Below are 13600 nucleotides of genomic sequence, written 5' to 3'. Positions count from 1 at the left end.
TCATCGTGTTAGAAATTAAAGGAAGCTCCCCCTGACTATAATCTCACTGTATAAGAGGTGATAGAAGTTAGAATTGTCGCATTTTATCGAAAATAAAGTTATAATAGAGGTAGAGAAATTTAGGGGGTCTGAACATGTTTCAAGTACAAAAAGAATTAGCAAGTCATGAAGCGGTAATTGTTGCTTTATTTGAAGAAGAGAAAACGAGTAGTTTTGTACAAGAACTGGACAAAGCGTTTGAAGGACAATTACAAGCTTTATTAGAAGAAAAGGAACTTTCTACGAAGAAAAAATCCATTTCCAAAGTGCATAGCCTAGGAAAAACAAATGTGAAGCGTTATTACTTTGTTGGTTTAGGTAAGAAAGAGTCTTACACGACAGAAACGTTACGTGCGGCTCTTGGTAAGGCGTTTAAAACATTACAAGCAGCAAAAGTACAAGATGCAGCAATCTTACTTGATTCCTTCGTAACAGAGAAATTAGATGCGATTGATGTAGCTCATATTGCGGCAGAAGTACAAGGTCTTGGTACATATGAATTACAAACGTATAAAACAGATAAAAAGGATCGTGTAGAGTTAGAGAAGTTTACGGCTGTTACAACGAAAGATGCACAAGAAATTGAAGCAGCGTTAACGGTAGGATACGTACATGGACGTGCAACGAATTCAGCTCGTACGCTTGTAAATATGCCGCCAAACGTATTAACAGCGACAAAGCTTGCTGAGTATGCAGTTGAATTAGCGGAAAAATACGATATGGATTATAAGGTTCTTGAGAAAGAAGAGATGGAAGATCTTGGTATGGGTGCATTGCTTGCAGTAAACCAAGGATCTACAGAGCCACCTAAAATGATCGCTCTTATTTATAAAGGAAAAGAAGAGTGGAAAGATGTAATTGGATTTGTTGGAAAAGGGATTACATATGATACAGGCGGCTATTCTTTAAAACCACGTGAAGGCATGGTTGGTATGAAAGGTGATATGGGCGGCGCTGCAGCTGTTCTTGGCGCTATGGAGATCATCGGTGAACTTCGCCCTGAGCAAAATGTTATCGCTGTTATTCCATCAACTGACAACGTTGTAAGTGGTACAGCATTTAAGCCAGATGATGTTATTACATCTATGAGCGGAAAGACAATTGAAGTATTAAATACAGATGCAGAAGGTCGCCTAGCGTTAGCTGACGGTATTACGTATGCGAAGAAACTTGGTGCAAATTACTTAGTTGATGTTGCAACATTAACAGGCGGTGTAATTGTTGCACTTGGAAATCATACGACAGGTGCAATGACAAATAATGAAGAGCTATTTGAACAAGTGTTAGAAGCTTCTATGGAAACGGATGAGCCAATTTGGCAATTACCGATTTTCGAACGCGATAAAGAACGTGTGAGAAATAGTAAATTTGCAGATTTAAATAACTCACCAGGCCGTGAAGGACATGCAGTGATGGCCGGTACATTCTTAGGTGAATTTGCAGAAGATACACCTTGGGTACATTTAGATATCGCTGGAACATCTGAAACAACAGGAGCGCATGATTTAGGACCATCTGGCGCAACAGGTGCAATGGTACGTACACTTGCAACACTTGTTGAACGTTTTGGAGAAGAATAATTTTTGAAGAAAAGGCTGTCTCAAATTTTTTTGGAGGCAGCCTTTTCTTATTGATATGGTATGACTATTGTCAGTTTTTGTCGGTAAATCGATATATTTGGAGTTACGATTGATATAATTTCATTTACTATTTCACTGTGCTCAAAGGTGTTACATAGTGAAAGATTCATCTTATAAAGAAATCGTATATAACGTCCCACTTAAAGCGAATGAAGTACGCCCTGTTTCCTCAGAGACAACTAATATAAGTGAATCGCTTTTCTCTGATAAGCCAATTGCAGCCCTGTGACGTGTTCCTAGCTCAGGATTAATTTCTGTACTTTTTGTTAATGGAAGAATATTAGCTGCTGAGACAATATGATTATTTTTAATAAGAACGGCTCCGTCATGAAGAGGGTTCCCTGGATAAAAAATCGATTCAAGTAGTGGCGCGGTTAAGTGTGCGTTTAATGTCGTTCCAGTTTGAATAAAAGAATCAAGAGAGTCACTTCGTTCCACAATAATAAGAGCACCGTGTTTTCGAGCGCTTAAATGTTGGACAGCTGTAGTGATGAAATGTGAACTTTCCGTATAAGGTGATAAATATGCTTGAATATAATATGTAGCTGCTAACGTCTGTACATTCGTTAACATATGATGAATATCTTCCATTTTACATAAAATACATTCATCTTCTTTATCGATTGCATGCCTCATGTTTGATAATTCTTTTTCAGCAATTTCAATCATCTGCTTTGTTTTTATTTTGAGCTCTTCTGACAAGCCCCATTCTTGCATAATCCTCATTCCCTTTGGTGGAGTATTTAACCATAGTGTATACAAATATTTATAGTAAAATCCTGCTAGATTTTAAAAAATATTGAGATGCAGGTTGTTTTTTTCATATAATGAAGGTACGACAGGCGAGAGGAGATGGAAGTATGAATTGGAAACAAGAATTTAGTCGCTGGCTTTCATATGCAGAATTAGACGTAGAATTAAAAGAACAGCTAGAAAACATGAAGCAGGATGAGAAGAAAATCGAGGATAGCTTTTATAAAAATCTAGAGTTCGGCACAGGTGGTATGCGTGGTGAACTTGGTGCTGGTACGAACCGTTTAAATGTATATACAGTTCGTAAAGCAACGAAAGGATTAGCTAGGTTTATTGAAAAATTAGGTGAAGAAGCGAAAAAACGCGGTGTTGTTGTCGCGTATGATTCTCGTCATAAATCACCTGAATTCGCAATGGAAGTAGCTGCTACTCTTGGTGCACATGGTATTACAACATATGTATTTGAAAGCTTACGTCCAACACCAGTGCTTTCTTTCGCAGTTCGTCATTTACATACAGTAAGTGGAATCGTTCTTACGGCAAGCCATAACCCGCCCGAATATAACGGTTATAAAGTATATGGTGAAGATGGTGGGCAGTTGCCTCCAAAAGAAGCTGATGAGTTAATTAGCTACGTAAATGCAGTAGAAAATGAATTAACAGTTGAAGTTGCTGATGTTGAGCAATTAAAAGCTGACGGTTTATTACATATAATTGGACAAGAAGTAGATGATGCATATGCAGCAGAATTGAACAATGTCATTATTAATAAAGAGATGGTGAAAGAAGTAGGAAAAGATTTAAAAATCGTCTTTACACCATTACATGGAACATCAAATATTTCGGTACGCCGTGGTTTAGAAGAAGTTGGATTTACAGATGTAACAGTTGTAAAAGAGCAAGAGTTACCAGATCCAAACTTCTCTACAGTAAAATCACCAAACCCAGAAGAGCATGCAGCGTTTGAGTATGCAATTCGTGACGGTGAAAAATTAGGCGCAGACGTGTTAATCGCAACAGATCCTGATGCAGACCGTCTAGGTGTAGCAGTTCGCAATCACGATGGTGAGTTCCAAGTGCTAACTGGTAACCAAACAGGTGCGTTAATGCTTGATTACTTATTATCACAAAAGAAGGAAAATGGAACTCTTCCAGAAAACGGTGTTGTTTTAAAAACAATCGTAACGTCTGAAATTGGCCGTACAATTGCAAAAGCATACGGTTTAGATACAGTTGATACGTTAACTGGATTTAAATTTATCGGTGAAAAAATTAAACAGTATGAAGAAAGCGGACAATATGAATTCCAATTCGGTTATGAGGAAAGCTATGGTTATTTAATCCGTCCATTCTGCCGTGATAAAGATGCGGTTCAATCAGTCCTATTTGTATGTGAAGTAGCTGCGTACTACAAATCACAAGGTAAAACGTTATACGATGGTCTGTTAGAAGTATTTCAGAAGTATGGGTTCTTCCGTGAGGACCTTGTATCGTTAACGTTAAAAGGAAAAGATGGTGCCGAACAGATTCAAAAGATGATGGCAACATTCCGCGAGAATCCTCCGAAAGAAGTAGCTGGTTTAACAGTCGTTGCAGTTGAGGATTATAAGGAAAGCATCATTACAACGTTACAAGATGGAAATAAGGAAGAGATTCACTTACCGAAATCAAATGTGTTAAAATATCAATTAGAAGATGGTTCTTGGTTCTGCTTACGTCCATCTGGAACAGAGCCGAAAATTAAATTCTACTTTGGTGTACAAGATGATTCCTTACAAAATAGTGAACAAAAGTTACTTACTATTAAAGAAGACATTATGAATCGTTTATAATAGAATAGAGTGCTACTGATAAGAAAAGAGGAGAACGGAGAACGGCCTCCTCTTTTCTTATAGTTTTGTATGATGTAGAGGATTATTAAGAGATAATGTTATAAATTTGCACCTTACTAAGAGAATTAGAATGAAAAGCGAGGGTATTTGTCATGAAAAAAGTGAGAAAAGCAATTATCCCGGCAGCGGGATTAGGGACACGCTTTTTACCAGCAACGAAAGCAATGCCAAAAGAAATGCTTCCAATTGTAGATAAACCAACAATTCAATACATCGTAGAAGAAGCAGTAAAATCAGGCATCGAAGATATTATTATCGTTACTGGTAAAGGAAAGCGCTCTATCGAAGATCATTTTGATAACGCATTTGAATTAGAGCAAAACTTATTAGAGAAGAAAAAGTATGAGTTACTTGAAAAAGTACAAGCTTCTTCTAAAATGGTAGATATCCATTACATTCGTCAAAAAGAACCAAAAGGATTAGGACATGCTGTTTGGTGTGCACGTAAATTCATTGGTGATGAGCCGTTTGCAGTATTATTAGGCGATGATATCGTTCAAGCTGAAAAACCATGTTTACGTCAATTAATGGACGAGTATGACAAAACACTTTCTTCTGTTATTGGTGTACAAACTGTTCCTGAAGCAGAAACACATCGCTACGGAATTATCGATCCGTTAGAGCAAGAGGGACGTCGTTATCAAGTTCGTAATTTCGTTGAAAAACCCACGCAAGGTACTGCACCTTCAAACTTAGCGATCATGGGACGTTACATTTTAACTCCTGAAATCTTTATGTTCTTGGAACAGCAACAAGTTGGAGCGGGTGGCGAAATTCAGTTAACGGATGCGATTCAAAGCTTAAATGAAATTCAACGTGTATTTGCATATGATTTCGAAGGAAAGCGTTATGACGTTGGTGAAAAATTAGGATTTGTTCAAACAACAATTGAAATGGCATTGCAGCACGAAGAATTACGTGATGATATGATAGTAATGATGAAGAAAATTTTAGACGAGCAAATGAAGAAAGAGTCTTAATATAATAAACAAGGAGCTGTTCCTATAGGAACAGCTCCTTGTTTATTATGAAATCGTCGAATGAGAATGCTGATAAGCGGAACGACGTACAGCATAGTATATGCGGGGTGCGATAATAGCACCGATAATTGTAAATGCAATATCTTTCACTGCGAACCACATCATAATCATCCAAGCCGCTTTATAACTCATATTACCACCCATGAAAATATTGACTGCCCCGTACATGTAAGTAGTACCGATAATATACGTTAAAATGATTCCTGTGAAAGAGGCAATCGCAAATGTACTGAATGTTGGTTTTTCTTTCTGTTCTACTAGTTTTCCTGATACGTAAGCAACGATAATAAATGCGATAATAAAACCACCAGTAGGATCTAAAAGTGCTCCAAATCCAGCTTTGAAGTTAGCGAAGATTGGCGCACCTGCTACTCCAACAAGCATGTAAACAGTCATTGATAATGCCCCAAGTCTACTTCCAAGAAGAAGTCCTGCTAAAATCGCGAAAAATGGTTGCATAGATAATGGGACGCCCGCTACTTGCAGGAATGGTGCCCAAGAAACAATATTTGCACCGATGGCCATAAGAGCAACGAACATGGCAGCTAATGCTAAATCTAAAACGTGAAATCTTCTCATAATGTTAACCTCCTGTTGTTTTTAGGTTAACATTATCGTAGCGAAAATATTTACTTGTTGTCAATCAAAATATTTTGATAAGAAGGCTTTAAATAGTCTCTTAGCAACGTATACGGAATACGAAATTGCGGAATTCCACTTGAATAAGGAGCAATTTCATATAAAGGGAAATAAATCACAAGATTATCCGGTTCTAAAAAGTAGTGAAATTTTTTTGTGCTCGTTACTTTTTCGACTGCATCAGGAAAATAAATGCTTTCATTTTGTTTAATTTGTCTTACAATCTCTGTGCGAATTATTTCTTTATATTTATCCTCTTGTTGAAATAAATCGTCTAAGTGTAATAATTTTTTTTTGTTTAAATCAAATGTATTTGCCTTCCACGTATAAAGTCCGTGCGCTCCGCCTGTATATTGATAGTAATTCACATATAGACTTAGGAAAGGTGGTTTGTTTAAAGCTACTTTATAGTCAACATTTGCAATGTATGGATGAAAAGGTGTGCTAGATCCTTCTGTTTCTTTATAATATTTCTTCGCTTCTTTTTCTAATTTACTTTTAAATTTAGCAGTAGAGTTTTTGTAATAGGAATTTAGCTTATTTTGAAATTTTGAATCAGAAAAGTTGTGAAAGGAAGGCCTATTAATTTGATATTCTATATAAGGTTTCTTACCTTTTTGCGTTACAGTCTTAACATTGATTGTCAGGTTGGATGCTTTGGCTGTTATTGCACAATTTGGTACAATAGTCAGCAAGGAGAACATAAGCAATAGTATACAAAATTTCTGTTTCATTTAGGTGAAACCTCCTTATATAAGTGTTATAGGTAGTTTGAAAGTAACTAGGTAAAATTATACATTTGATTTGAAGTGAGAGAGGTTGAAAACGATATGTCAAAAACTTTAATGGATTCGCTTGGAATTGAGTTGTTAGAAATGACAGAGGATAAGGTAGTTGCTACAATGCCTGTTGATGAACGTACGCATCAGCCGTTTGGATTTTTACATGGCGGTGCATCTGTTGCATTAGCAGAAACTGTGGCAAGTGTTGGTTCATACAATTTAATTGATCAAGAGAAATGTATTTGTTTCGGATTAGAAATTAATGCAAATCATATTCGCTCAAAGCAAGATGGAATTGTAACAGCAATCGGAACACCGATACATAGAGGACAATCGACAATGGTTTGGGATATTCGCATCATTGATGAAAATGATGAGTTACTATGCATATCAAGATGTACAGTAGCAATTAAAGAAAAACGTGAAAAATAAAAAAGAGGCGGCTCTTATGAGCAACCTCTTTTTTTTATAATTAGAACTGGATTTTCTTCTCTAAGAAACCTTTTAGTTCGCTAATTGGCATACGAACTTGTTCCATTGTGTCACGGTCACGTACTGTAACAGCTTTGTCTTCAACAGAGTCGAAGTCGTATGTGATACAGAATGGTGTACCGATTTCGTCTTGACGACGGTAACGTTTACCGATAGAACCAGTTTCATCAAAGTCTACCATGAAGTCTTTAGCTAGTTCTGCGAATACTTCAGTAGCACCTTCAGATAGCTTTTTAGATAATGGTAAGATAGCTGCTTTATATGGTGCTAAAGCAGGGTGGAAACGAAGAACTGTACGAGAATCGTTTTCTAATTGCTCTTCTTCATATGCATCACATAAGAATGCTAATGTTACGCGGTCTGCACCTAGAGATGGCTCGATGCAGTATGGCACGTAACGCTCATTCGTTTGTGGATCGATATAGTTAAAGTCTTCGTTAGAGTGTTCCATGTGACGTTTTAAATCGAAGTCTGTACGAGATGCAACGCCCCATAGTTCGCCCCAACCGAATGGGAATCTGAATTCAATATCAGTTGTTGCGTTACTGTAGTGAGATAATTCTTCTTCACCATGGTCACGAAGACGCATGCTTTCTTCATGCATACCAAGTGAAAGTAACCAGTTCTTACAAGTTTCACGCCAGAATGCAAACCACTCTAAATCTTCACCAGGTTTACAGAAGAATTCAAGTTCCATTTGTTCGAATTCACGTGTACGGAATGTGAAGTTACCAGGTGTGATTTCGTTACGGAAACTCTTACCGATTTGGCCGATACCAAATGGAAGTTTCTTACGCATAGAGCGTTGTACGTTTTTAAAGTTTACGAAAATACCTTGTGCTGTTTCAGGACGAAGGAAGATTTCGTTCGTGCTAGACTCTGTAACACCTTGGAATGTTTTGAACATTAAGTTGAACTGACGGATTTCAGTGAACTCTTCACTACCGCAATCAGGACATTTTACTTCATGTTCTTTCATTAAGTCAGCCATTTGGTCGAAAGTAAGACCGTCAACAACCATTTCGATGCCTTTTGCGTCTAATGCATCTTCAATTAATTTGTCAGCACGGTGACGAGCTTTACATTTTTTACAGTCGATCATTGGATCGTTGAAGTTACCAACGTGACCAGAAGCGATCCAAGTTTTTGGGTTCATTAAAATAGCTGCGTCTAAACCAACGTTGTGTGGAGATTCTTGAATGAATTTTTTCCACCAAGCTTTTTTAACGTTATTTTTTAATTCGATTCCAAGTGGACCGTAATCCCAAGTGTTTGCAAGACCACCGTAAATTTCAGAACCAGGGAAAACAAAACCGCGATGTTTTGCTAAGTTTACAACTTGTTCCATTGAATACATAATAAAATCCTCCTTTTGAAAGTTAACGTATTGGCGATGACGTGATGGGTACTTTGGAAACGAGGGTTGCCGCTTTTAGGTGATATCCAGCTCCAGCGGCTAGAATCTCCGGTCATTTCGCTCTCTCGCTCGAAGCAAAAAGCGCTTCAAGGTCGAGAGCTTGAAGTGCCCTGCGATTCTGAACGAGCCGCTTGCGCTTTAAGGTATATCCAGCTCCAGCGGCTAAAATGTTCGGTGGCTTCGCTTCTTCCGTCGAGGCATTCTGAACGAGCCGCTTTCGCTTTTAAATTATTCAGCTCCGGTGACTAGAACAGTCGGTCATTTCGCGCCTTCCTGTGAGGCAAAAAGCGCCTCTTCGTCAGGAGCTCCAATGCCCTCCTGTTCTGAGCAAGTCACCTCCGCTTTTAAATTAAATACAAAAAAGCTCGTCTCTAGGCAATTCTGCCTAGGGACGAGCTTGTATATACCCGCGGTTCCACCCTAGTTGATGCGCATTTGACGCATCCACTTTCATCACGTATTGCTCGAGACTGCCGTTTCCTTGCGGTTTCAGGCTTTCACTATCCCTGAATCGCTTTTGTGCAAGTACTTATAAGTCCGTCATCGCTACTTATATTAATAATAATGAACATATTCTATCACGTTCTTTTTTAAATCACAATAGAGGAACGTGCCTATCTATGATAGAGTCTCGCCTATTTTTTCATTATTTATTCCGTAATTTTCTTTAATATGTTTAATTGCTTCGCGTTTACTAAGTGGAGCAAGCTCGTTAGTTTGAACGTATTCCCAAACTACATCTGGCTTTGTTTTTGCATATTCACGAAGGACCCAGCCGATTGCTTTTTGAATGAAAAATTCTTTTGAGGAATGTAGTTGTCCGATAATCCAGAAAAGGAGTTCTTCATCCATTTTTTGTTTATATTTCAGCTGGAATAAAATTGCAGCGCGTTGTAACCATATGTTGTCTGATGCAATCCATTTTGGAATATAGGCAGAAATTAATTCTGGATGTTTTAAAAAGATACCACCTAAAAATGTAGGGACGATGCTATCAACAGAGTCCCACCATGATTTTGTGATAATAAGTTCTTCTAGAAATGGGATATGAGTTTCGTTTATGTGTTTTTTATATTTTTGCATGATATCGAGTGCGGCAGTTTGAAATTCACGTTCTGGTAAGTCCCAAAGCTCACGTATGATAATTTGGAAGTCCTTTTTATCTGGGAGAGTATGTATTTGAATGACGTCTTTTAATAATTGTCTTCTCTCGGGAGTTTGAATACCGAGAAACGGGAAGTGATTTTTCATATAACGTGCCATTGGTTCTGCTTTTTCAGGATTTTGATGAGCTGTGAAATGCTCTTGTAATGCTTTTACAAATGGATGCATAAGTGTGTCTCCTCTCTTATTATCTTTCTCATATTATTATACAGAGAGTTTGGATAAATTTTAAAACATAACTTGCACTGTAATGAAATATGTTGAGAAGAGGGAGGAGAGGATAAGATGGAAAATCAAGACGTACTAGCAGGTTTCTTTGCTCTTAGTTTTGCGTTTATTCTTGTTATATGTATTTGGGCAATTATTTCGTATTTGTTAACGGCTTTTGCACTTTATACGATGGCGAAAAATGATGGTGCAACTGATGGCGTTCTTGCGTTTATTCCTTTTTTGAATAGTAAGACGTGGGGGGACTTAGCGAAGGATAAATTACCGGATTTCTTGAAAGAAGAAGCAGGGTGGAAAGTATTTGGTATATATGTCGCATGTTTCATCTTTAATTTCGTACCAATTATAAGTTTACTAGCAACAGCAGTGTCGATTGTGCTGTCTATTTATCTCATCTACGCTATTTTGGATAGATACGGAACGAATGCCATACTATTCACGATTATTCATACAATCACGTTCTCGGTTTTCTTGCCGATTCATTTATTCATTATTCGAAATGAACCGATGAGGTATAACGAGTAGATATATGTGGGGAGCTGTTCCAAAGGCATTTTGGAACAGCTCTTTGTCGGTAAATCGATATTTCGTGTAGAATCATTGATATATTGTAAGTTGTGATAGATATATTCAAAAAACCATTAATATAGTTTCATTTACCAAGGAAAGAAGAAAAAGGGCTGTCACATGGGACAGCCCTTTTTTCTATTACATAAGGTAACGTAAGTAAATGTAAATGTGAGAAATGATTAATGAAACGATCATAATTGGGAAGCCGACTTTAAGGAATTCCATGTAGCTAAATTTATGTCCTTCACGACTTGCGATTCCGGCTACGATTACGTTAGCAGAAGCCCCGATTAATGTTCCGTTTCCACCTAAGCAAGCACCTAATGCTAATGCCCACCATAGTACGTCAATTTGTGCGTCGGAAGGTGATAAACCTAGCCCAACTGCCATATCGTTAATAAGTGGGATCATTGTTGCAACGAATGGAATGTTATCGATTGTTGCAGATGCGATACCAGATACCCATAAAATAAGGATAGATGCGTGAGAAATATCTCCGCCTGTTATTCCAACTACTTTTTGAGCAAGCATTTTGATAAGACCGATATCGATAAGTCCTCCAACGAGTACGAATAGTCCCGCGAAGAAGAAAATTGTTACCCACTCTACACTTGCGAATACCTCTTCAATTTCATGTTCTTTCACACCAATTAACATAAGGACAGTAGCACCAGTTAATGCAATGATGGCTGCATCAATATGGAAAATGGAATGAGTCATGAAACCTAAAATAGTAAGTCCAAGTATTGTTAAAGATTTCTTCATTAATACTGGATCTTTAATGTATTGTTTTTCATCTAAGCTCATTAACTTTTTAATTTGTACAGGATCAGCGATTAATTGCTTACGGTACATGAAGTAAAGTATTGTCGCTGTAACAGCAATAATGATGATTACGATAGGTGCTAAGTTGAATAAGAAAGCATTGAAGTCTAAATGTTTATTAGCAGAACCAATCATAATATTTGGCGGATCACCAATTAATGTTGCTGTTCCTCCGATGTTTGAAAAAATAATTTCAGAAAGTAAATATGGAACAGGATTTACTTGCAAGATGCGCGTAATAGATAAAGTAACTGGAACAACAAGAAGTACTGTTGTAACGTTATCTAAAAATGCGGAGCCAAGCGCGGTAAGTAAGGAAAGTGAAATTAAAATTTTAATTGGATTTCCTTGTGCTCCTTTTGCGGCTTTAATGGCAACGTATTGGAAGACCCCTGACTTACTTGTAATGTTTACTAGAATCATCATACCGATAAGTAACGTAATTGTTCCCCATTCAATATGTTTCGTAAAGGCGTTGTGTAAGTCAACGACACCCACAATTACCATGAGTGCTGCACCAAGAAGTGCGATGACAGCGCGGTTGATTTTTTCAGAAATAATAATGGCATATGTAATTAAAAAGACTGCGATAGCAAAATAATACTGCCAGTTTGCGAGCTCTTGCGTTGTTTCGTGCAAAACTCTCATCTCCTTTCGTTCACTTTTCTTAGTGTGTCAAAAATGTTCTAGAAGAAACACACATAACGTCATTATAGAGTAGAAAAATGGCGGATGTAAATGAAAGGGTTTATTTTGTCATATTTTCTGCATAGGTCATTTTTTCTTATTTTTAAAAATATTTGTGGGTATTTGACATATATATAAGATACATCCAATCTGAATATTTAAAATGGAATCAGCATTCGAGCTTGTTCGTGTAGGAGTGTCAAATAGAAAGGAATGACAAAGATGATAAGGAAGGGATCGTATGGATGAACAACGATTTTTGTTTTTAGACTTTGAGTTTACGATGCCCCAGCATAGAAAAAAGCCAAAAGGTTTTTTTCCAGAAATTATTGAGGTCGGACTCGTTTCAGTTGTTGGTTGTAAGGTGGAAGATACGTATGAATCGCATGTTAGACCGAAAACATTTCCGTCTTTAACGGATCGATGTAAAAAATTTTTAGGAATTAAACAGGAAGTAGTGGACAAAGGAATTTCTTTTCATGAACTTGTTGAGAAACTTGCAGAATATGAAAAGAGATGTAAACCGACAATTGTAACGTGGGGAAATATGGATATGAAAGTCTTAAAGCATAACTGCGAAATGGCGGGAGTAGAATTTCCATTCTTTGGACAGTGTCGTGATTTATCGCTTGAGTATAAGAAGTTTTTTGGAGAGAGAAATCAAACAGGGCTGTGGAAAGCAATTGAGGCATATGGAAAAGCAGGAACAGGAAAGCATCATTGTGCGCTTGATGATGCGATGACGACATATAATATTTTTAAGTTAGTAGAAAAAGATAAAGAGTATTTGGTCAAACCAGCACCTCCGACATTAGGGGAACTTGTTGATTTTTCGAAAGTGTTAAAGAGAGTGAGTACACAGTAACGACCAAATTGCACAGCATGTAATTTGGTCGTTTTGTTTTTTAAAGTTTGTAATCTTGCTTCAATTGCTGAAGTGTTTCTAGACTACGCCCCGCAAAAGGTGAATCATCTTCAGAAAATGAATTCATTTGAGTTTCTAATGCTAATTTTAGTGACTCTGTATAATCCGGAATTTCTCCTTCATATTTCTTCACCATTTGCTCTGGAATGTTCGTCTGTTCACGAAAAGCTAAAGCGCGTCTTTCATGGAAGAATGGTACGTCAGCTTGTTTTACATTATGTAAATCACCTTGCACTGGATGTTTTAAAACGGCTAATACTTTTACGACGTAACTGCCAGGACGGCTATTTGTAATTTCGCCGATGTATTTTCCAGTTTTATAAATGCCAGTAACGATTTCACCAATTTCAAATGTTTCTCTCATATTTTTCACCTCAAGTTTATAGTAAGGAAAGTATAAGAAGGAGTCAAAGAAATGATTCACTTTCGGAATATCCTTGAGAATATGAATCAGTTCCACTATAATTTTATATTATATAACAGAAAATTCTGATGTTTTACAAATCC

The 13600-nt window shown here is 37.2% G+C and carries 13 protein-coding genes; 6 read left to right on the top strand and 7 right to left on the bottom strand.

The features are described from left to right. Positions 1-134 precede the first annotated feature (134 nt). Positions 135-1619, top strand: coding sequence for a cytosol aminopeptidase (pepA, locus tag QUF93_RS26025; protein ID WP_289360647.1), 1485 nt, complete (start codon positions 135-137; stop codon positions 1617-1619). Positions 1620-1790: 171 nt separating this feature from the next. Here the strand turns inward: pepA and cdaS are convergent, their stop codons facing one another. Beyond that, positions 1791-2396, bottom strand: coding sequence for a sporulation-specific diadenylate cyclase CdaS (gene cdaS, locus QUF93_RS26020; RefSeq protein WP_088060353.1), 606 nt, complete (start codon positions 2394-2396; stop codon positions 1791-1793). A gap of 143 nt (positions 2397-2539) precedes the next feature. On the opposite strand from cdaS, the gene QUF93_RS26015 reads away from it, so the two are divergent. Together QUF93_RS26015 and galU are read left to right on the top strand one after the other, a co-directional pair. Then, positions 2540-4264, top strand: coding sequence for a phospho-sugar mutase (locus QUF93_RS26015; RefSeq protein ID WP_289360646.1), 1725 nt, complete (start codon positions 2540-2542; stop codon positions 4262-4264). Positions 4265-4416: 152 nt separating this feature from the next. Next, complete coding sequence (galU, locus tag QUF93_RS26010) at positions 4417-5304, top strand: UTP--glucose-1-phosphate uridylyltransferase GalU (protein WP_289360645.1); 888 nt, start codon at positions 4417-4419, stop codon at positions 5302-5304. Positions 5305-5349: 45 nt separating this feature from the next. Here the strand turns inward: galU and QUF93_RS26005 are convergent, their stop codons facing one another. Both QUF93_RS26005 and QUF93_RS26000 read right to left on the bottom strand, forming a co-directional pair. Then, complete coding sequence (locus tag QUF93_RS26005) at positions 5350-5943, bottom strand: biotin transporter BioY (protein ID WP_088060346.1); 594 nt, start codon at positions 5941-5943, stop codon at positions 5350-5352. Between the two features lie 50 nt (positions 5944-5993). Then, on the bottom strand, positions 5994-6737 hold the full coding sequence (locus QUF93_RS26000; RefSeq protein WP_289360644.1) for a DUF3298 and DUF4163 domain-containing protein: 744 nt from the start codon (positions 6735-6737) through the stop codon (positions 5994-5996). Positions 6738-6833: 96 nt separating this feature from the next. On the opposite strand from QUF93_RS26000, the gene QUF93_RS25995 reads away from it, so the two are divergent. Further along, positions 6834-7217: a hotdog fold thioesterase gene (locus tag QUF93_RS25995; protein ID WP_002034550.1), complete on the top strand. Its 384-nt coding sequence runs from the start codon at positions 6834-6836 to the stop codon at positions 7215-7217. A gap of 40 nt (positions 7218-7257) precedes the next feature. Here the strand turns inward: QUF93_RS25995 and QUF93_RS25990 are convergent, their stop codons facing one another. Together QUF93_RS25990 and QUF93_RS25985 are read right to left on the bottom strand one after the other, a co-directional pair. Further along, positions 7258-8634 carry a glycine--tRNA ligase gene (locus tag QUF93_RS25990; protein WP_128281981.1) on the bottom strand — a complete coding sequence of 459 codons (1377 nt, stop codon included), beginning with the start codon at positions 8632-8634 and terminating at the stop codon, positions 7258-7260. A 678-nt stretch (positions 8635-9312) separates the two neighbouring features. Next, the gene (locus QUF93_RS25985; RefSeq protein ID WP_289375864.1) at positions 9313-10026 is read right to left on the bottom strand and encodes a DNA alkylation repair protein; all 714 of its coding nucleotides are present in this window, start codon (positions 10024-10026) and stop codon (positions 9313-9315) included. Positions 10027-10143: 117 nt separating this feature from the next. Between QUF93_RS25985 and QUF93_RS25980 the strand changes: the two genes are divergently transcribed. Next, on the top strand, positions 10144-10611 hold the full coding sequence (locus QUF93_RS25980) for a hypothetical protein (protein WP_289360642.1): 468 nt from the start codon (positions 10144-10146) through the stop codon (positions 10609-10611). Positions 10612-10794: 183 nt separating this feature from the next. Here QUF93_RS25980 and QUF93_RS25975 read toward each other — a convergent pair whose 3' ends face one another. Beyond that, positions 10795-12120: an ArsB/NhaD family transporter gene (locus tag QUF93_RS25975; RefSeq protein WP_133059392.1), complete on the bottom strand. Its 1326-nt coding sequence runs from the start codon at positions 12118-12120 to the stop codon at positions 10795-10797. A gap of 289 nt (positions 12121-12409) precedes the next feature. Between QUF93_RS25975 and kapD the strand changes: the two genes are divergently transcribed. Beyond that, positions 12410-13033 (top strand): 3'-5' exonuclease KapD, encoded by a 624-nt coding sequence (gene kapD, locus QUF93_RS25970; RefSeq protein ID WP_002124416.1) that lies wholly within the window; start codon positions 12410-12412, stop codon positions 13031-13033. 40 nt (positions 13034-13073) lie between these two features. On the opposite strand, the gene kapB is transcribed toward kapD, so the two are convergent. Beyond that, positions 13074-13457 carry a kinase-associated lipoprotein KapB gene (gene kapB, locus QUF93_RS25965; protein ID WP_001209324.1) on the bottom strand — a complete coding sequence of 128 codons (384 nt, stop codon included), beginning with the start codon at positions 13455-13457 and terminating at the stop codon, positions 13074-13076. Between the last annotated feature and the right edge of the window lie 143 nt (positions 13458-13600).

It is taken from the genome of Bacillus hominis (assembly GCF_030348325.1).
Classification (GTDB): Bacteria; Bacillota; Bacilli; order Bacillales; family Bacillaceae_G; genus Bacillus_A; species Bacillus_A hominis.
Note: the sequence above shows the minus strand (reverse complement) of the source record. Positions and strands in the feature narration are given on the sequence as shown.

Excerpts from the sequence above, each read along its gene's own strand:
- QUF93_RS25995 (WP_002034550.1), top strand. The coding sequence starts at position 6,834 with ATGTCAAAAACTTTAATGGATTCGCTTGGAATTGAGTTGTTAGAAATG.
- cdaS (WP_088060353.1), bottom strand. The coding sequence starts at position 2,396 with ATGCAAGAATGGGGCTTGTCAGAAGAGCTCAAAATAAAAACAAAGCAG.
- QUF93_RS25980 (WP_289360642.1), top strand. The coding sequence starts at position 10,144 with ATGGAAAATCAAGACGTACTAGCAGGTTTCTTTGCTCTTAGTTTTGCG.
- QUF93_RS26005 (WP_088060346.1), bottom strand. The coding sequence starts at position 5,943 with ATGAGAAGATTTCACGTTTTAGATTTAGCATTAGCTGCCATGTTCGTT.
- pepA (WP_289360647.1), top strand. The coding sequence starts at position 135 with ATGTTTCAAGTACAAAAAGAATTAGCAAGTCATGAAGCGGTAATTGTT.
- galU (WP_289360645.1), top strand. The coding sequence starts at position 4,417 with ATGAAAAAAGTGAGAAAAGCAATTATCCCGGCAGCGGGATTAGGGACA.
- QUF93_RS26015 (WP_289360646.1), top strand. The coding sequence starts at position 2,540 with ATGAATTGGAAACAAGAATTTAGTCGCTGGCTTTCATATGCAGAATTA.
- QUF93_RS25990 (WP_128281981.1), bottom strand. The coding sequence starts at position 8,634 with ATGTATTCAATGGAACAAGTTGTAAACTTAGCAAAACATCGCGGTTTT.
- kapB (WP_001209324.1), bottom strand. The coding sequence starts at position 13,457 with ATGAGAGAAACATTTGAAATTGGTGAAATCGTTACTGGCATTTATAAA.
- kapD (WP_002124416.1), top strand. The coding sequence starts at position 12,410 with ATGGATGAACAACGATTTTTGTTTTTAGACTTTGAGTTTACGATGCCC.
- QUF93_RS25985 (WP_289375864.1), bottom strand. The coding sequence starts at position 10,026 with ATGCATCCATTTGTAAAAGCATTACAAGAGCATTTCACAGCTCATCAA.
- QUF93_RS26000 (WP_289360644.1), bottom strand. The coding sequence starts at position 6,737 with ATGAAACAGAAATTTTGTATACTATTGCTTATGTTCTCCTTGCTGACT.